Origin of the sequence: Crenalkalicoccus roseus (assembly GCF_004761865.1) — a bacterium.
Classification (GTDB): domain Bacteria; phylum Pseudomonadota; class Alphaproteobacteria; order Acetobacterales; family Acetobacteraceae; genus Crenalkalicoccus; species Crenalkalicoccus roseus.
Window position 1 is genome coordinate 75,011 of sequence record NZ_SJDM01000001.1, and the last position, 17,342, is coordinate 92,352.

Annotated in this window: 19 protein-coding genes; 8 read left to right on the top strand and 11 right to left on the bottom strand. The window is 75.6% G+C overall.

The annotated features are described in order from the left end of the window. Window positions 1–30: 30 nt before the first annotated feature. From ccmI to ET526_RS00350, 7 genes are all read right to left on the bottom strand, one after another. Window positions 31–837, bottom strand: coding sequence for a c-type cytochrome biogenesis protein CcmI (ccmI, locus tag ET526_RS00325; protein WP_135465663.1), 807 nt, complete (start codon window positions 835–837; stop codon window positions 31–33). Continuing rightward, complete coding sequence (locus ET526_RS00330; RefSeq protein ID WP_135465664.1) at window positions 834–1,325, bottom strand: cytochrome c-type biogenesis protein; 492 nt, start codon at window positions 1,323–1,325, stop codon at window positions 834–836. The genes ccmI and ET526_RS00330 overlap by 4 nt, the downstream gene beginning before the upstream one ends. Then, window positions 1,322–1,951: a DsbE family thiol:disulfide interchange protein gene (locus ET526_RS00335; RefSeq protein ID WP_240048192.1), complete on the bottom strand. Its 630-nt coding sequence runs from the start codon at window positions 1,949–1,951 to the stop codon at window positions 1,322–1,324. Before ET526_RS00335 ends, ET526_RS00330 begins: the two co-directional genes overlap by 4 nt. After that, window positions 1,948–3,912, bottom strand: a complete 1,965-nt coding sequence (locus tag ET526_RS00340; protein ID WP_135465665.1) for a heme lyase CcmF/NrfE family subunit — start codon at window positions 3,910–3,912, stop codon at window positions 1,948–1,950. Before ET526_RS00340 ends, ET526_RS00335 begins: the two co-directional genes overlap by 4 nt. A 79-nt stretch (window positions 3,913–3,991) precedes the next feature. Further along, window positions 3,992–4,513 (bottom strand): cytochrome c maturation protein CcmE, encoded by a 522-nt coding sequence (gene ccmE / locus ET526_RS00345; protein ID WP_135465666.1) that lies wholly within the window; start codon window positions 4,511–4,513, stop codon window positions 3,992–3,994. Beyond that, window positions 4,510–4,665 carry a hypothetical protein gene (locus ET526_RS21165; protein WP_158295442.1) on the bottom strand — a complete coding sequence of 52 codons (156 nt, stop codon included), beginning with the start codon at window positions 4,663–4,665 and terminating at the stop codon, window positions 4,510–4,512. Before ET526_RS21165 ends, ccmE begins: the two co-directional genes overlap by 4 nt. Further along, the gene (locus ET526_RS00350; protein ID WP_192898637.1) at window positions 4,662–5,480 is read right to left on the bottom strand and encodes a heme ABC transporter permease; all 819 of its coding nucleotides are present in this window, start codon (window positions 5,478–5,480) and stop codon (window positions 4,662–4,664) included. Before ET526_RS00350 ends, ET526_RS21165 begins: the two co-directional genes overlap by 4 nt. A gap of 84 nt (window positions 5,481–5,564) precedes the next feature. On the opposite strand from ET526_RS00350, the gene ET526_RS00355 reads away from it, so the two are divergent. The 6 genes from ET526_RS00355 (at window position 5,565) to ET526_RS00380 (ending at window position 11,258) form a co-directional block, all read left to right on the top strand. Continuing rightward, entirely contained in the window at window positions 5,565–5,981 is a 417-nt protein-coding gene (locus ET526_RS00355) for an EVE domain-containing protein (RefSeq protein WP_135465667.1), read from the top strand. Window positions 5,982–5,985: 4 nt separating this feature from the next. Further along, complete coding sequence (locus ET526_RS00360) at window positions 5,986–6,480, top strand: GFA family protein (protein WP_135465668.1); 495 nt, start codon at window positions 5,986–5,988, stop codon at window positions 6,478–6,480. Next, on the top strand, window positions 6,470–6,826 hold the full coding sequence (locus ET526_RS00365) for a Rieske (2Fe-2S) protein (protein WP_135465669.1): 357 nt from the start codon (window positions 6,470–6,472) through the stop codon (window positions 6,824–6,826). Before ET526_RS00360 ends, ET526_RS00365 begins: the two co-directional genes overlap by 11 nt. Before the next feature lie 113 nt (window positions 6,827–6,939). Continuing rightward, window positions 6,940–8,874 (top strand): acetate--CoA ligase, encoded by a 1,935-nt coding sequence (gene acs / locus ET526_RS00370; RefSeq protein WP_135465670.1) that lies wholly within the window; start codon window positions 6,940–6,942, stop codon window positions 8,872–8,874. Between the two features lie 190 nt (window positions 8,875–9,064). Beyond that, a complete protein-coding gene (locus tag ET526_RS00375; protein ID WP_135465671.1) occupies window positions 9,065–9,865 on the top strand; it encodes a Crp/Fnr family transcriptional regulator in 801 nt (266 codons plus the stop codon). A gap of 151 nt (window positions 9,866–10,016) precedes the next feature. Next, the gene (locus ET526_RS00380; RefSeq protein WP_158295443.1) at window positions 10,017–11,258 is read left to right on the top strand and encodes an HWE histidine kinase domain-containing protein; all 1,242 of its coding nucleotides are present in this window, start codon (window positions 10,017–10,019) and stop codon (window positions 11,256–11,258) included. 109 nt (window positions 11,259–11,367) lie between these two features. Here ET526_RS00380 and ET526_RS00385 read toward each other — a convergent pair whose 3' ends face one another. Continuing rightward, entirely contained in the window at window positions 11,368–12,615 is a 1,248-nt protein-coding gene (locus tag ET526_RS00385) for a glycosyltransferase family 4 protein (RefSeq protein ID WP_135465673.1), read from the bottom strand. 164 nt (window positions 12,616–12,779) lie between these two features. Between ET526_RS00385 and ET526_RS00390 the strand changes: the two genes are divergently transcribed. Then, window positions 12,780–13,058 (top strand): hypothetical protein, encoded by a 279-nt coding sequence (locus tag ET526_RS00390; RefSeq protein WP_135465674.1) that lies wholly within the window; start codon window positions 12,780–12,782, stop codon window positions 13,056–13,058. Between the two features lie 87 nt (window positions 13,059–13,145). Here ET526_RS00390 and ET526_RS00395 read toward each other — a convergent pair whose 3' ends face one another. Continuing rightward, on the bottom strand, window positions 13,146–15,182 hold the full coding sequence (locus tag ET526_RS00395; RefSeq protein ID WP_135465675.1) for a sensor histidine kinase: 2,037 nt from the start codon (window positions 15,180–15,182) through the stop codon (window positions 13,146–13,148). 88 nt (window positions 15,183–15,270) lie between these two features. On the opposite strand from ET526_RS00395, the gene ET526_RS00400 reads away from it, so the two are divergent. Continuing rightward, the gene (locus tag ET526_RS00400) at window positions 15,271–15,762 is read left to right on the top strand and encodes a hypothetical protein (RefSeq protein ID WP_135465676.1); all 492 of its coding nucleotides are present in this window, start codon (window positions 15,271–15,273) and stop codon (window positions 15,760–15,762) included. 15 nt (window positions 15,763–15,777) lie between these two features. Here ET526_RS00400 and ET526_RS00405 read toward each other — a convergent pair whose 3' ends face one another. Next, window positions 15,778–16,845, bottom strand: coding sequence for a ketopantoate reductase family protein (locus tag ET526_RS00405; RefSeq protein ID WP_135465677.1), 1,068 nt, complete (start codon window positions 16,843–16,845; stop codon window positions 15,778–15,780). Further along, entirely contained in the window at window positions 16,836–17,342 is a 507-nt protein-coding gene (locus ET526_RS00410) for a hypothetical protein (RefSeq protein ID WP_135465678.1), read from the bottom strand. The genes ET526_RS00405 and ET526_RS00410 overlap by 10 nt, the downstream gene beginning before the upstream one ends.

Sequence of the window (17,342 nt, forward strand, 5' to 3'; positions counted from 1 at the left end):
AACCGCCCGCACGGCCAGCGGCCGGATGGATCAGGGCAGCTCCGCCATCCGCCGCTCCACCATGCCGCGCCAGGGCGCGTCGGGCGGCGCGTCGGCGAGCAGGGCGCGCCAGGTGGCGCGGGCCACCTCCGGCCGCCCCGCCTGCGCCTCGGCAAGGCCGGTGAGGAAGCGCAGGCCGATGTGCTGCGGCGCGCGCGGCAGCGCCCCGGCCAGGAAGCGCGCCGCCTCCTCCTCCCGTCCGTCCTCGAGCAGCACCTGGGCGAGCTGGGCGGCGAGGTCGGCGTCGAAGCCCGCCGCCAGCGCCTGGCGGTAGGCCGCCGCCGCCGCCTCCAGCCGGCCGCGCGAGCGCTCGGCGTTGCCGAGCAGCACGTAGCCCCGCCGCGCCGTCTCGCCCATGGGGTCGAGCTGGGCGAGGCGGTCGCGCAGCGTGGCGAGCAGCGCCTCGTCGCGCTCGATCACCTCCTGGCGCGCCGCGAAGGTGGCGGAGGGCAGCGCGGGCGCGCCCCCCGCCAGGTAGAGGCCGAGCGCGGCGGCCGGCACCGCCACCACCGCCGCCAGGAGGGCGAGCCGCACCCCGCGCTCGCGCGTCGGGGCGGCGATGGTGATGCGCTCCTCCGGCGCGGCGAGCAGGCGGCGCTGCACCTCCAGCACCGCGGCGCGGTGCGCCGCCTCCTCGAGCCGCCCCTCGGCGCGCTCGCGGTCGAGCTCGGCGAGCTGCGCGCGGTAGAGGGCGAGGTCCGCCTCGCGCCGCCCGCGCGCCGGCGGCGGGCGGAGCATGGCGAGGCCGAGCGGCAACAGCGCCGCCGCGGCGAGCAGCGCGATCAGCAGCCAGGTCACGCCGCGCGCTCCCCGTCGCGCTCCGCCGCCCGCAGGCGCGCGCGCTCGGCCTCGCTCAGCTCGGGCGCGGCGAGCGCGGCCTCCGCCGCCTGGCGGCGGCGCATCGCCAGGATCAGCAGCGCGCCGCCGCCAAGCGCCAGCGCCGGCGTCGCCCAGAGCAGCGCGGTGGCGGCGGTGAGCCGCGGGCGCAGCAGCACGAAGTCGCCGTAGCGGTCGTGGACGAAGCGCATCACCTCGGCATTGGACTGCCCCGCCGCCACCTGCTCGCGCACGATGCGGCGGAGGTCGCGGGCGAGCGGCGCGTCGCTGTCCTCGATCGACTGGTTCTGGCAGACGAGGCAGCGCAGCTCGCGCCCGATCGCCTGGGCGCGCGCCTCGAGCGCCGGGTCGCGCAGCCGCTCCGCCGGGTCGCCGACGGCGGCGGGCGCGGGCGGGGCGGCGAGCAGGGCGGCGCCGAGCGCGAGGGCGGGGACGAGGCGGCGGATCATGCGTGGCGCCTCAGCAGCGGCTCGAGGTCGTGGCGCAGCACCTCCTCCGTCAGCGGCCCGGCCCAGCGCCAGCGGATGATGCCCTCGCGGTCGAGCAGGTAGGTCTCCGGCACGCCGTAGAGGCCCCATTCGATCGCCACCCGCCCCGGCTCGTCCACGCCGAGCCGGTCGTAGGGGTTGCCGTGCCGGCGCAGGAAGGCGAGGGAATCCGCGGGCCGGTCCTTGTAGGAGACGCCGTGCACCGGCACGCCCTGGCGCGAGAGGCGCATCAGCATCGGGTGCTCCACCACGCAGGGCAGGCACCAGGAGGCGAAGAAGTTCACCAGCACCGGCCGCCCCGGCGCGCGCAGGTCGGCCGCCGCCAGCCCCGGCCGGCCGCTGCCCTCGAGCGGGGGCAGGACGAAGTCCGGCACCGGCCGGCCGATCAGCGCCGAGGGCACGCCGCGCGGGTCGTAGTCGCCGGTGCGCAGCCCGCGCAGCATGCCGAGGAAGCCGAGCCCCGCCGCGGCGGCGAGGCCGAGCGGCGCCAGCAGCAGGGCGCGCCGGCGCCAGGGGTTCCGCGGCGGCGCCTCGGGCGGGGCGGTGCCGCCGCCGCGCTCCATCCCCTCGGGCAGGCGCGCGCTCATGCCGGGGCCTGCCCGCGGGCGAGCTTCGCCGCCGGCGCCGAGACGCGCATCCGCCGGTCGGAGAGCGAGATGCCGCCGCCGAGCGCCATGATCGCCGCGCCAAGCCAGATCCAGGGCGCGAGCGGGTTGTGGTGCAGCCGCACCACCGCCCCGCCGTCGCGCTCCTCGCCGAGCACGGCGTAGAGGTCCACCAGCCAGTTGGTGTGGATGGAGGCCTCCGTCGTCACCATCCGCCCGACGGGGAAGTTGCGCCGCTCCGGCCGCAGCACCGTCACCTCTCGCCCGTCGCGGGTGACGGTGAGGGTGGCGCGGCGGGCGGTCCAGTTGGGGCCGGTCACATCCTCGACCCCCTCCAGGCGGTAGGTGTAGCCGGCGAGCGTCGCCGCATCGCCCGGGCGCATCAGGGTGAGCTTCTCCTGCGCCAGCCCCATGCCGGCGAGGCCGAGGATGGTGACGCCCACCCCCGCATGCGCCACCGCCGCGCCCCAGGCGGCGCGCGGCAGCCCCCGCGCCCGCGCCCAGGCGGCGCGCGGGCGGGAGAACAGGGCGATGCGGTCGGCGATGTCCGTCGCCGCGGCCAGGATCAGCCAGGCGCCGGCGGCGAAGCCGAGCGCCGGCAGCACCCGCCAGCCCGAGAGGGCGAGGGCGAGCAGCAGCGCCGCCATTCCGCCCAGCGCCGCCCACCACAGCCGCTGCAGCACCGGCCACAGCCGCGCCCGCTTCCAGGGCAGCATCGGCCCGACCCCCATGGCGGCGAGGAGCGGCACCACCAGCGGGAAGGTCGCCATGTTGAAGAAGGGCGGGCCGACCGAGATCTTCTGCCCGAGCAGCAGGTCGGCGAACATCGGATACAGCGTGCCGACCAGCACCACCGCCGCGATCGAGCAGAGCAGCAGGTTGTTCAGCACCAGCCCCCCCTCCCGCGAGAGGGGGGCGAACACGCCCGTCGGCGCCATCGCCGCCGCCCGCCAGGCGAACAGGGCGAAGCCGCCGCCCACATAGGCCATCATCAGCAGCAGGATGAAGACGCCGCGATCCGGGTCGTTGGCGAAGGCGTGCACGCTGTTCAGCACGCCCGAGCGCACCAGGAAGGTGCCGAGCAGCGACAGGCCGAAGGCGAGGAGCGCGAGGAACACCGTCCAGGTCTTCAGCGCCTCGCGCTTCTCGACCACGATGGCGGAGTGCAGCAGCGCCGCGCCGGCCAGCCAGGGCAGCAGCGAGGCGTTCTCCACCGGATCCCAGAACCAGTAGCCGCCCCAGCCGAGCTCGTAATAGGCCCACCAGGAGCCGAGCGCGATGCCGAGGGTGAGGAAGGCCCAGGCCGCCAGCGCCCAGGGCCGGACCCAGCGCCCCCAGGCCGCGTCCACCCGCCCCTCGATCAGCGCGGCGATGGCGAAGGCGTAGGTGACGGCGTAGCCGACATAGCCGAGGTAGAGCAGCGGCGGGTGGAAGGCGAGGCCGGGGTCCTGCAGGATCGGGTTCAGCCCCTGCCCGTCGAGCGGCGGCGGCCAGACCCGCTCGAAGGGGTTGGAGGTGCCGAGGGTGAAGGCGAGGAAGCCCACCGTCACCAGCCCCAGCACCGCCAGCACCCGCGCCTGCAGCCGCGAGGGCAGGTCGCGCCCGAACAGCGCCACCGCGCCGCCGCACAGCGCCAGGATGAACACCCACAGCACCAGCGAGCCCTCGTGGTTGCCCCAGGTGCCGGTGAGCTTGTAGAGCATCGGCTTCGCGGAGTGGCTGTTCTGCACGACGTTCATCACCGTCGTGTCGTTGACCGCGAAGCTCCACATCAGGCAGCCGAGCGAGACCGCCACCGCGAGCAGCACGCCGGCGGCGAGCGGCGGTGCTGCGGCCATCAGCCGCGCCTCGCCGCGCTGCGCGCCCCACAGCCCGAACACGGCCTGCGCCGCCGAGAGGGCGAGGGCGAGGGCGAGGGCGAAATGCCCGAGTTCGGGGATCATGCGGCCACCCCGCGGGGCGGGGCGGCGGCCGGGCTGCGCCGGGACATGGCGGTGCGCCTCCGTCTGTCGGTGCCGCCGGTCAGGAGCCGTCGCGCCCCGGCATGCGGGCCGGGTCGAGCCGGTTCCAGCTTCCGGCCGGCGGGGCGGCCCCCTGGGCGGGGTCCCAGTGGCCGGCGCGCTTCAGCGCGTCGGCCACCTCGGGGGGCATATAGGTCTCGTCGTGGCGCGCAAGCACCTCGCTCGCGCGGAACAGCCCGTCCGGGCCGAGCCGGCCGAGCGTGACCACCCCCTGTCCCTCGCGGAACAGGTCCGGCAGCACGCCGGTGTAGGTCACCTCGATGGTGTGCGCCCCGTCGGTGACGCGAAAGCGCGCCGCCGGGCGGCCATCCGGGGCGGTCGTGCGCTCGAGGCTGCCGGCCTCGACCAGCCCGCCGAGGCGGAAGGCGCGCTCCGGCGCCGGCGCGCCCTGCGCCACCACGTCCGAGGGCGAGAGGAAGAACACCAGGTTGTCCTGGAAGGCCGTGAGGGTCAGCGCGGTGGCGCTGCCGAGGCCGAGGCCGCAGAGCAGCAGCACCCACAGGCGGCGGCGCTTGCGGCTCATGCGCCGCCTCCGCCGCGCCGCGCGCGGGGGTCGAGCAGCGCCAGCCGCCGCCGCGCCGCGCGGTGGCGCCGCGCCGCGCCGAGCCCGAGGGCGAGGAAGGCGGCGAGGACGAGCGCGTAGCTCGCCGCCACATGCATCCAGTGCAGGGTCATCCGACGCTCCCGGCCATCCGGTCCCCGGTGGGCATCTCCGCCCGCCGCGCCGCCGCCACCTGCAGCGCCCGCACCCGCCGCTCCATCACCGCCGCGCGGGTGCGCGCCAGCACCACCGCGGCGAAGGCGAGGGTGAAGCCGAGGGCGCAGACCAGCAGCGGGTAGAGGATGTCCACGTGCAGCGCCGGCGCATTGAGCCGCGTCAAGCTCGCCGGCTGGTGCAGGGTGTTCCACCAGTCCACAGAGAATTTCACCACCGGCAGATTCACCACCCCGATCAGCGCCAGGATCGCGCCCATGCGCGCCCCGCGTTCCGCGTCGTCGAAGGCGCGCACTAGGGCGGCGTGTCCGAGCCAGAGGAAGAACAGCACCAGCACGCTGGTCAGCCGCGCGTCCCACACCCACCAAGTGCCCCACATCGGCTTGCCCCACAGGCTGCCGGTGGCGAGGCAGAGCGCGGTGACGGTGGCGCCGACCGGGGAGAGTTCCCGGCAGAACAGGTCGGCCAGCGGATGGCGCCAGACCAGGGCGGTGGCCGAACCGATGGCGAGCGCCAGGTAGCCGCCCATCGCCAGCCAGGCCATCGGCACATGGACGTAGAGGATGCGCACCGTCTCCCCCTGCTGCCAGTCCGGCGGGGAGAACAGCAGCGCCCAGGGCAGGCCGATGGCGAGCGCGAGCAGCGCCGCCCCCGTCAGCCAGGGCAGGACGCGGCCGGACAGCCGCAGGAAGCGGCCCGGATTGGCGAAGCGGTGCAGGGAGCCGCGCCCCGCGGGGGGGCGGGCCTCCGCCGCGAGGGGGCTGGCGTGGTCCACGGCGCCTGACTTAAGGGCTGGGCGCGGATTGTTGAAGCGCCGCCGGCGCCGCCGGCGCGCCGTTCCGCGGACGGAGGGGGGTAGATGCGCTTCTGGCTGGTGAAGAGCGAACCGGAGGCCTTCTCGTGGGAGGAGCAGGTGCGCAACGGCACCGAGCCCTGGACCGGGGTGCGCAACGCCCAGGCGGCCGGCCACCTGAAGGCCATGCGCCTCGGCGACCGCGCCTTCTTCTACCATTCCAACACCGGCCGCGAGATCGTCGGGGTGGTGGAGGTGGCGCGCGAGGCCTATCCGGACCCCACCGACCCGTCCGGGCGCTGGGTCGCGGTGGACCTGCGCACGCTCGGGCCGATGCCGCGCCCGGTGCCGCTCGCCGCCATGAAGGCGGCGCCGGAGCTGGCCGGGCTGGCGCTGATCCGCCAGCCGCGCCTTTCCGTGATGCCGGTGGACGCGGCGCAGTGGGACATCCTGTGCCGCATGGGCGGCTGGGAAGGGGGGTGAGGCGATGCTGCTGGAAGGCTCCTGCCACTGCGGCGCGGTGCGGTTCCGGCTGCGCTCCGCCCACCCCTATCCCTACCAGCGCTGCTACTGCTCGATCTGCCGCAAGACCCAGGGCGGGGGCGGCTATGCCGTCAACCTCGGCGGCGAGGCGGCGAGCCTGCGCGTCAGGGGCAGGCGGCATGTGCGCGTCTATCACGCGAAGCTGCGCGGGGCGGAGGGAGCGCGGGCCCGCCGCAGCCCCGCCGGGCGGCATTTCTGCGGCGAGTGCGGCAGCGCGCTGTGGCTGTGGGACCCGCGCTGGCCGGAGCTGGTGCACCCCTTCGCCTCGGCGATCGACACCCCCCTGCCGGCGCCGCCCGAGCGCACGCACATTCTGCTCGGCTCGAAGGCGCCCTGGGTGGAGGTGGCGGCGGGCCCGCGCGACCGGTGCTACCGCGGCTACCCGCGGGAGAGCATCGCCGAATGGCACGAGAGGCTGGGGCTCGCCGATGCCGGCTGAGGCGGAGGAGCGGGTTCTCTGCCGCGTCGAGGACATCCCGGAGGGCGGCGCCCGCGGCTTTCCCGCCGCCGCGGGCGGCTTCACCGGCCTGTTCGCGGTGAAGAAGGAGGGGCGGATCCGCGTCTACGTGAACTCCTGCCCGCACATCGGCCTGCCGCTGGAGCCGCTGCCGGACCGGTTCCTGGACGCGAAGCGGCAGATGATCCTCTGCTCCGCCCATGGCGCGCGCTTCCGCATCGAGGACGGGGTCTGCGTCAGCGGCCCCTGCCTGGGGGAGGCGCTGGAGGCGGTGCCGGTGCGGATCGAGGACGGGCGGGTGCTGGTCCCGGCGGAGGCGGGGCTGTAGCGGGCGGCGGCCTTCGCGACCTGCGGCGCCGGCGCGCCGGCCGTTGACGCGGCGCAAGGCGGCGTGGGCAAACTCGGGACAGTCACGCCCGCCTTCTGGGAGGAACCCGGCCCATGCCCGATGACGCCCTGATCCCCGTGAAGCCCGAGATCGCCGCCAAGGCCCATGTGGACGCCGAGAGGCGGCGCGCCATGGTCGAGGCGGCCGAGAGGGACCCCGAGGGCTTCTGGCGCCAGGAGATGCGGCGCATCGCCTGGATGCAGGAGCCGACGAAGATCAGGAACGTGGATTTCGGCGGCGAGGTCTCGATCCGCTGGTTCGAGGACGGGGTGCTGAACGCCTCCGTCTCCTGCCTCGACCGCCACCTGGCGGCGCGGGGCGACCAGGTGGCGATCCTCTGGGAGGGCGACGACCCCCACATGGACGCCAGGGTCACCTACCGCGACCTGCACGCCCGCGTCTGCCGTCTCGGCAACGCGCTGCGCCGGCTGGGGGTGCGCAAGGGCGACCGGGTGTGCATCTACCTGCCGATGATCGTCGAGGCGGCGGTGGCGATGCTCGCCTGCGCGCGCATTGGCGCCATCCACTCCGTCGTCTTCGGCGGCTTCTCGCCGGACAGCCTGGCCTCGCGCATCCAGGATTCCGAGTGCAGCGTGCTGATCACCGCCGACGAGGGGCGGCGCGGCGGGCGCACCGTGCCGCTGAAGGCCAACGCCGACGAGGCGCTGGCCGGCTGCCCCTCGGTGCGGCACGTGGTGGTGGTGCGCAACACCGGCGCCAGCGTGCCGATGCGCGCCGGGCGCGACCACTGGTACGAGGAGATCACCGCCAACGAGCCCGCCGAGTGCGAGCCGGAGCGCATGGGCGCCGAGGACCCGCTGTTCATCCTCTACACCTCGGGCAGCACCGGCAAGCCGAAGGGCGTGCTGCACACCACCGGCGGCTACATGGTGTGGGCCGCCTTCACGCACGAGCTGGTGTTCGACTACCAGCCGGGCGAGATCTACTGGTGCACCGCCGATGTCGGCTGGGTGACCGGCCACACCTACATCGTCTACGGCCCGCTCGCCAACGGCGCCACCACGCTGATGTTCGAGGGCGTGCCCAATTACCCGGGCGTGGACCGCTTCTGGCAGGTGGTGGACAAGCACCGGGTCAACATCTTCTACACCGCGCCCACCGCGATCCGCGCCCTGATGCGCGAGGGCGAGGCGCCGGTGAAGAAGCACAGCCGCAGGTCGCTGCGCATCCTCGGCTCGGTCGGCGAGCCGATCAACCCCGAGGCCTGGCTCTGGTACTACCGCGTGGTCGGGGAGGAGCGCTGCCCGGTCGTGGACACCTGGTGGCAGACCGAGACGGGCGGCATCCTGATCTCGCCCCTGCCGGGCGCGGTGGACCTCAAGCCCGGCTCCGCCACCCTGCCGCTGCCCGGCGTGAAGCCGGCGCTGGTGGACAACGACGGCACCCTGCTGGAGGGCGCGGCGGAGGGCAACCTGGTGCTGCTCGACTCCTGGCCGGGGCAGATGCGCACCATCTTCCGCGACCATCCGCGCTTCGGGCAGACCTACTTCTCCACCTTCAAGGGCATGTACTTCACCGGCGACGGCGCGCGCCGCGACGCCGACGGCTACTACTGGATCACCGGCCGGGTGGACGACGTGATCAACGTCTCCGGCCACCGCATGGGCACGGCGGAGATCGAGAGCGCGCTGGTCGCCCACCCGAAGGTCGCCGAGGCCGCCGTGGTCGGCATGCCGCACGAGCTGAAGGGCCAGGGCATCTACTGCTACGTCACGCTGAAGGCGGGCGTCGAGCCCTCGGAGGCGCTGCGCAAGGAGCTGATCGCCTGGGTGCGCAAGGAGATCGGCCCGATCGCCACGCCGGACGCGATCCAGTGGGCGCCGGGCCTGCCCAAGACCCGCTCGGGCAAGATCATGCGCCGCATCCTGCGCAAGATCGCGGCGAACGAGACCGACAGCCTCGGCGACACCTCGACGCTGGCCGACCCGGCGGTGGTGGAGGACCTGGTGGCGAACCGCGTCCGCTAGCGCGCGGTCCTCGCGGGACGGGGGCGGGCGGTGGCGGTCCCGGCCCGCAAGCCCCTGATGGCGCAGGGCCCGATCTGTCCGCTATGAGACAGACCGGGGCCGCGCCGGCATGGCAATCTTCCGTCGCACGGAATGGCCGGCAGCCTCCCCTTCCCTCCTGCCGGCGTCTGCCCGGGGGAGAGAGGATCGCATGAACGGGGACCATGAGCCCGCGCGTGCCGCCATGGCGATGGGCCGGCCGCGCTGCGGCAACCGGCTGCTCGACACGCTGTCGGACGCCGATTTCGCGCGGATCGAGCGCCACCTCGAGCCCATGGAGCTGCCCCCCGGTCGGGTGCTGTTCGAGCCGGGCGACGACGTCACCCATGCCTGCTTCCCCTGCGACGGTGCCGCGGTCGCGCTGGTGGCCGTGATGACGGACGGGCGCAGCGCCGAGACCGCGGTGATCGGCTGCGAGGGCGCAGTCGGCGTCATCATCAGCGCCGGCGACAAGCCGGCCTTCACCCGCGCCGTGGTGCAGATGCCGGGCAGCGGCCTGCGCCTCGAGGCCGCGCGGATCGAGCAGCTCAAGCTCGAGTCGCCGCGCGCGCGCGACCTGATCAGCCGCTACGCCGACGCGCTGCTGGCCCAGGTGCTGCAGTCCGTCGCCTGCAACGCGCTGCACCCGGTGGAGGCGCGCGCCTGCCGCTGGCTGCTGAGCCTGCAGGACCGTGCCGGCACCGCCGAGTTGCCGCTCACCCAGGAGCGCCTGGCGGAGCTGCTCGGCGTGCGGCGCACCACGGTGACGCGGGTGATCGCCGATCTGGAGGCGGCAGGGATCATAGACCACAGCCGCGGCCGGGTGCGGGTGGCCAGCCGCGCCAGACTCGAGCGCAACGCCTGCGAATGCTACCGCACCGTGCGCGACCACTTCATGCGCGTCGCGCCGGGCCTCTACCCGGAGCCGCAGGCAACTGCGGATGACGCGGACGTGAAGGCGCGCGGCCCATGAAGTGTCGCAAAGGGCACAAACCTCTCGGAAACGGGATACTAGCATCGCCGGTCGAACAAGCCCGGTGCGGTTCACCTGCGTGCTGTCCTCCCCGCGTCCCTTGACCCCCCTTCCGCCATGGCCGGGAGACGCCGGGCGGACCGGCATCGGCTTGCTGCTGCGCGAGCCCGGCGGCACCGTCCTTGCCTGGAGCGCGGGCTGCGAGCGCCTCTTCGGCATCCCCGCCGCGGCGGCCATCGGCCGCCCGGCCCGGGCGCTGCTCGGCGCCGCCCCGCCCGCATCGGTGGAGGAGGCCGAGGCGGTGCTGCGGCGGGAGGGCCACTGGTCGGGCGAGCTTGCGCTGCGCCTGCCCGATGGCCGGGTGCGGCGGGTCGCCGCCTGCTGGCTGCTGCACGCGCCGGACAAGGGGGCGCCGCTGGTGCTGGAGGCGGCCCTGCCCCTTCCCGGCGAGGGCCGGCCTGCCCTCGACAGGCTGGAGGCGGTCGCCGGCTTCGGCACCTGGGAGCTCGATCTCGCGCTTGGCGGCGCCTGGCTCAGCCCCGGCTGCCGCGCGCTGCACGGCCTGCCGGCGGAGGGCGAGCCCCCGGCCCCGCGCGCCTGGCTCGCGCTGCTGCATCCGCAGGACCGCGCGCCGGTGCTGCGCGCGGCGCGAACCGCGCTGCGCGGCGGCGGGGCGCTGCGCTGCCGCTTCCGCCTGCGCCCGCCCGGCCAGGCGGAGCGGTGGGTGGAGGCGCGCGGCGGCTGCCCCGGCCCGCGGCGGCTGCTCGGCATCCTGCTCGACATCACGGCACAGAAGACGGAGGAGGAGCGCACGGCGCTGGTGATGCGCGAGGTCGGCCACCGCGCCCGCAACGCGCTCGCCTCCGTGCAGGCCCTGCTGCGCCTGACGCGGGCCGAGACGCCGCGTGCCTATGCCCGCGCGCTGGAGGGGCGCGTCGCCGCGCTCGGCCGCGCCCATGCGCTGCTGGCCAATGAGAGCTGGTCGGGCGCGGCGCTGCGCGACGTGCTGGAGGCCGAGTTCGCCCCCTATATTGCCGACGCCCCGGCGCGCCTGGCGATGGAAGGCCCGACGGTGGCGCTGGAGGCGGGGACGGTGCAGCCGCTCTCCATGGCGGTGCACGAGCTGGTCACCAACGCCGCCAAGCACGGCGCCCTGTCCAGGCCCGAGGGCCGGGTGCGGCTGAGCTGGCAGGTCGGCGCGGAGGGGCTGCGCCTCGCCTGGCTGGAGCGCGGCGGCCCGCCCCTGCCGGGCCCTCCGCCCCGCCGCGGCTTCGGCTCCAGCCTGCTGAGGAGCCTGGTCGAGGTGCAGCTCGGCGGCTCGGCCAGCCTGCGCTGGGAGCGCGAGGGCCTGGCCTGCGAGATCCTGCTGCCCCGCCGCGCCCTGGCGCCCTGATGCCGGCGGCACCGGTCTTCGACTGATGAAGGCGCGCGGGGCGCGCCTCGAGGCTGCGGCGCAACGCGGCCCATGCCGCGTGCTGCCCGGATGCGCCGGGCCGCCGGCATCACGCCGCGTCGCTGAAGGCGGGCCTGCGCCCCGCCGCCACGGCGTCGAGCAGGGCGAGCTGGCGCGGCAGGCAGACCCGGTGCAGGTCGAAGCGCTCCTCCGCCGTCCGCCGCGCCGCCCGGCGCAGCGGCGCCATCGCCGCCGGCTCCGCGAGCGCCCGCGCCACCGCCCCGGCCAGCTCCGCGGAGGAGAAGAAGTCCACCAGCAGCCCGTTGCGCCCGTGCTCGATCACCTCCTCGATCGGCGGGGTGCGGGAGCCGATGACGAGGCAGCCGCAGGCCATCGCCTCGATCACCGACCAGGAGAGGACGAAGGGATAGGTCAGGTACACATGCGCCGAGGAGAGGCTCAGCAGCGACAGCAGCCGGGCATGGGGCACCTTCCCGGTGAAGTGCAGGCGCGCCCGGTCCAGCCTCTCCCCCAGCTCGGCGAGCATCACCTCGCGCCAGGTGCCCCCCTCGGGCGGCTTGGCGCCGTAATGCGGCTCGTCGCCGCCCACCACCACCACCTGCGCCCGCGGGCGACGGGCCATGATCTCCGGCAGGGCGCGCATGAAGACGTGGAAGCCGCGATAGGGCTCTAGGCCGCGCGCGACGAAGGTGACCACCTCGTCGTCGGGGCCGAGGACGCGGCCGTCCGGCAGGGTGAAGCGCGCCTCGGGCTGGCGGCGGATCGCCGCGGTGTCCACGCCCTCATGCACGACGGAGAGCCGCGCCCGCGCCCAGTCCGGGAAGCGGCTGGCCTGCCACCGCGTCGGCGTCTGCCCCCAATCCGCCTGCTCGAGGGAGAGGAGGTGGGTGGCGTTCATGGTGCGCACCCGGCAGGCATCGTCGATCGGCACCGGGCCGGGCGGCTCGAAGCCGACATCGGCGCCAGCGGCGCGGTAGTAGAACTCGAAATAGTAGAGCAGCCGCGCCTCCGGCCAGACGTCGCGCAGGTAGAGCCCCTCGCCCCAGCCGGGGTGGCAGCAGACCAGGTCGGGGACGAAGCCCCGCTCCTTCAGCGCCAGCGCGGCGCGGGCCACCTGCTGGCCGCGGAACACCGCCGCCTCGAAGCGGCGGACATAGCGGTGGATCTCCCGGCTGCCCTCGGGCGGAGCCTTGTAGCGCACATGCTGCACGCCGGGCAGCGCCTCGCCCGGATTCTCGCCGAGCCCGACCACCTGCACGCCCCTGCGCCGTGCCAGGGCGGGCGCGACGTGCCGGTACTGCGCCGGGAAGTTCTGATGGACGAAGAGCACCCGCATGCGCAGCCAGCTCCCTTCCGCCGCGCGGCCGGGCTTCCTGATGCCTGATCCTGACCTACGATGCAATTGCCAAGCGAGAGTACCCGCTCCGGTTGATAATCCGGGGCTCCGCGCACAAGCGCGCCAGGGGTGGAACGCAATGGCGCCAGGCGCTTTCGTCGCCGGTGATGCAACTGGTCGTCGAACCCACCGACTGGGCCATCCTCTCGAACCTGCTCCGCCGGGCGGAGCAGGAGGGCTGGCGCATCGCCTTTCGGGGCGATGGCATCGAGATCACCAGCCCCCGCGCGGGCGGCGGCGTGCTGGCCCTGCCCGCGGCGCTGCTGCGGCATGCCCGTGCCGAGGGGTGGCATGTGTGCCGCAAGCCCTGCGCCATGGCGCTGCGCCACCCGGCGGTGCGGCAGGCGGTGCATCTGAGGCTCGGCAGCCCGGACGGGACCTGAGAGAAGCGGCATCGCCGGAGCGGCGATCGGCACCCGGCAAGGGGCGGAAGCGTGGTCCTCCGCCGCGGCGGATCATGCCCCAGCCCCTCAGGAGGGCTCGCCCCGCGCCGGGGTGTCCGGCGCGGGGGCCGCGTACGCGAGCAGCGCCGGGCCACGGGGCGGGGGCGGCGCGCCGGGCTCCGCCCCGCCCGGCGGCGCGCGGCCGCGGGCCGCCCCGCCGCTTGGGAAGCGGACCCAGGCCCGCAGCCCCTCGGGGGCGAAGGCCAGCCGCACCTCCGCGCCCGTGCCGAGATCGGAGGCAAGGCCGCGTTCCAGGAGGCGCATGCCGAAGCCGCGCCGGTCCGGTCGGGGCGGGCGCACCGGCGGGCCGCCGCTCTCCCGCCATTCCATCTCCGTCCGGCCATCCGGGCCGCACCGCCAGCGCAGCTCCACCCGGCCCTCCTGGTTCGACAGCGCGCCGTACTTCACGGCGTTGGTCGCCAGCTCGTGCAGCGCCAGCACCACGGCCTGCGCCTGGGAAGGGCGGAGCAGGACGCCCCTGGGCCCCTCGATGCCGAGGCGCGCCGGCATGGTCTCGAGCCAGGGCGCCAGGGCGGCGCGCACCACGGCCGCGAGGTCGGTCGGCTCCCAGGCATGGGCGGTCAGCAGGTCGTGCGCGCGGGCGAGGGCGAGCAGCCGCGCCTCCAGCTCGGCGCTCAGCCGCGCCGGGTCCGCCGCGGACTGGCGCAGGGTGACGAGCGCGATGGCCTGCACCGTGGCCAGCATGTTCTTCACGCGGTGATTGAGCTCCCGCATCAGGAGCTCGCGCGCGCGCTCCGCCCGCACCCGCTCGGTCACGTCCTGCAGCACGATGCTGATGCCGGTGATGCGCTGCTCGCCGTCGAGGGCGGGGTGGCAGCTCGCCAGGAAGTGGCGCTCGTTGCGCAGCGCCCCCGGCGCCTCCGCGGAGAGCGGCAGTTCGATCACCGGCTGCCCGGTGCCGATCACCTCGCGCAGCGCCTCCTCCAGCGCCTCGGCGATCGCCGCCGGCAGCACCTCGGCGGGACGGCGGCGCAGGTGCTCCTGCGCCCTGATGCCGGTGACGCTGGCGAATTTCGCGTTCACCGAGATGAAGCGCAGCTCCCTGTCGGTCAGCGCCAGGCCCACCGGGATGGTGTCGTGCAGCCGCCGGGCCTCGGCCAAGCCGTGCAGCGCCGCGGCCTCGCTCGTCTCCGCCGCGCGGCGCGCCGCTTCCGCGGCGAGCAGGGCCTGCTCGAGCCTCCGCCACGGCCGCCGCCGCAGCGCCAGCCAGGCGGCGAGGGCGGCGAGCGCCGCCATGCCGGCGGAGACGAGGAGGACCGGCAGGGCACCCGCGGGCGCCGGGGCGGGAGGGGGCGGGCGGGTGATCGCCACCTGCCAGCCGGGCAGGGTCTGCAGCGGGCTCGTCGCGTGCAGGAGGGGCGCGGCGGCCCAGGCCTCCCGCCCGGCCGGCGGTCCGGCGGCGCCCTCCCGGGCGACGACCCTGCCCCCCGCCCCGAGGATCGCCGCCGATCCGCCCTCCGCCGCCGCGCCGCCGAGCAGCCGCACCAGGGCCTCCGGCGGGAGCCGGCTGGCGATGACGGCGACGACCCTGTCCTCGCGTCGCACCGGCACGGCGAGGGAGACGCCGCCCGCCACCGCCTCGCCCGCCGTGGCACGCCCGGAGTCCAGCGTCTGCAGCGCCACCGGGGCGTCGTCGAGGCCGGGCAGGGGGGTGCCGAAGGCGACAGCGGTGTTGGCGAGCTGGGCGAGGGAGGTGTCGGCCACGGCGACCGGCGCGTTGAGCACCGAGGCCACCGCCCGGGCCTGCTGATCGAGCGCCCGCAGATCCCCGGCCGGCTGGTCGAGCGCCGGGGAGGCCGCGAGGGCGGCGAGCAGGGAGAGGCGGCGCTCCACCTCCGCATCCGCCGCCAGGGCGAGGCCGCGCGCCTCGGCGGCCAGCGCCTCGGCCTGCGCCGGGCGATCCGTCCCGCCCGGCACCAGCGGGGCGAGGAGGAGAAGAGTGCCAAGACCCGCCACCGCCGCGCTGAGGAAGAGGACCAGGCCCGTAATGAGGAGGGTCCTGGCCGAAGGAGCGGGGCCGGGCGGGGTACGTCGCGGCTGCATTCCCAGCGGGTCCGTGTTATCCCGGGCCGGTCCATGCGGCCTGGGCGTGCTTGACGCAACGGGCGATGTCGGGTCGGCTCTTCAATCCATGGTCATGATTCGCACCATCCTGGCTGCAGCGGCCCTGTCCCTCCTGGCGGCCTGCGAGGCGCCCTCCGAGCTCCGCCCCGGCTCGCCATCGCCGGCGACGGCCCGGGCGACGCGTCCGCCCGCCCCGCCGCCCGCGGCGCGGCCGCCCGCCGCCCCTGCCCCGCGCGAGGCGCGCGGTGGCCGCCCCGCCCCGCCGCCCGCCGAGGCGGCGGAGGGCACCGCCTACCGGGTGGTGGCCGACGGCACCGTGGGCTGCGCCGACCCCCAGGCCCTGCGCGTCCTCCGCCAGCTTCGCGGCACCGAGGGTGCCGGGCCGCGGCTGCTCGCCCAGGCGCACCGCGACGGGCGGTGCATGACCGTCTTCCAGGGCAGCACCTGGACCGCCGAGGCGACCGAGGGCGACCTGATCCGCCTGCGCCTGGCCGAAGGCGGGGCGGAGGGCCAGCCGATCGCACTCTACTTCCTGCGCGACGAGGTGCGTCCGCGCTGAGGCGGGCGGCCCGCGCTACAGGTTGATGCCGGCGACGTTCTCCGGCCGCGCCTCGACCTCGCCGCGCTCGACGCGCTTCACCGCCTCGACCAGCGCCGCATTGGCGGGGGCGGGCAGGCCCGCCCGCGCGCCCTCGCGGACGATGTGGCCGTTGAGGAAATCGATCTCGGTGCGCCGGCCCTTCCGCATGTCCTGGCCCATGGAGGGGCGCTGCAGGTCGCTGCGCTTCCCGGCGTTCGCGGTGGCGAGAATCGTCCCCTCGGCCATGTCGAGCGCGGCGGCATCGCCCTCTCCCGCGCGGGCCAGCACCTCGGGCGGGATGCGCTGGATCGCCTCCAGGCTGTAGCCGAGCGCCTGGCCGATCCGCACCCCCTCGGCGCCGACACGGATGGCGAAGCGGCGCAGGCGCGCGTCGCGGTCGCAGTCGTTGCCGGACAGCCCCGTGGCGGCGCTGATGCCGTTGCGCATGGCGTTGACGCAGAGCTTGGTCCAGCGCTCGCCCCAGAGGTTGGTCGTCACCTTCACCGTGTCGATGCCGCCGAGCATCGCGCCGAGGCGCTCGGCGCGCGGGGTGACGCGGCCATGCACCTCCCCCACCCCGAACACCGCCTGCCCGCCGAGGCCGCCGAGCGGCACGGTGCGGCGGATGCGCCCGGGCTCGTGCAGCTCCACCGAAAGGGTCGCGGCGATCATACCGACGGTGCGGCCCCAGCCGACGATGCCCGCGATCGTCTCCTCGTTGATGCCGTTCTGCAGGGAGACGACGAAGCCGGTCTCGCTCAAATAAGGCGCGATCAGGTGCGTCGCCCAGGGCGTGTCGTAGGACTTCACAGAGACGAAGGCGATGTCCACCGGCCGCTGCTTCGCGATCCCCTGCACCTCCGTCACGTGCATCGCCGGCACCTCGACGGTGACGTTCTCCGCCTCCGTCAGGCCGGAGAGGGCGAGGCCCCGGGCGCGGATCGCCTCCACATGCGCCGGCCAGGCATCCACCAGCGTCACGTCGTGGCCGAGCCGGGCGAGGTGCCCGCCGACATAGCCGCCGACCGCGCCGGCGCCGACAAAGACGAGCCTCAAGCGCATGATCCGGTTCCCTCCCGCCTGTGGCGGCGGAGGGTAGCCGGCGACGGTCCGTCGAGGAAGGCGGGGCGCGCCTCCGGGTCGAAGGGGATGCCCGCCGCGGCGAGGGAGCGCGCCAGCGCCGCCCCGTCCATGCGCGCATGGCGCACGAGCAGGCGGAGGTAGATGCCGACGAAGGCGGGGCCGTGCCCGTCATGCGCGCCCTCCGCCGTGCTGGTCATGGCGTGCGCGATCTCGTGCAGCAGCACCCAGCTCGGCAGCGCCTCCGGCGCCTCGATGGCGAGGCGGGTGGCGCGGGCCAGGGTGCGGCGCGCCTGGCGCGGCAGCGGGCGCACCCGCGGGGGGAAGCGCAGCCCCTCCGCCGCCCAGACATGGTCCACCAGCGCCTGCAGCCGCGCGAAGGGCACGAGGGAGCGATCGCGCGGCGCCACCACCCGGTCCTCCCAGGCGTAGAGGCGCCCGGCCCCGGCCCGGGCGGCGCGGCGCGCCGCGGGCGGCAT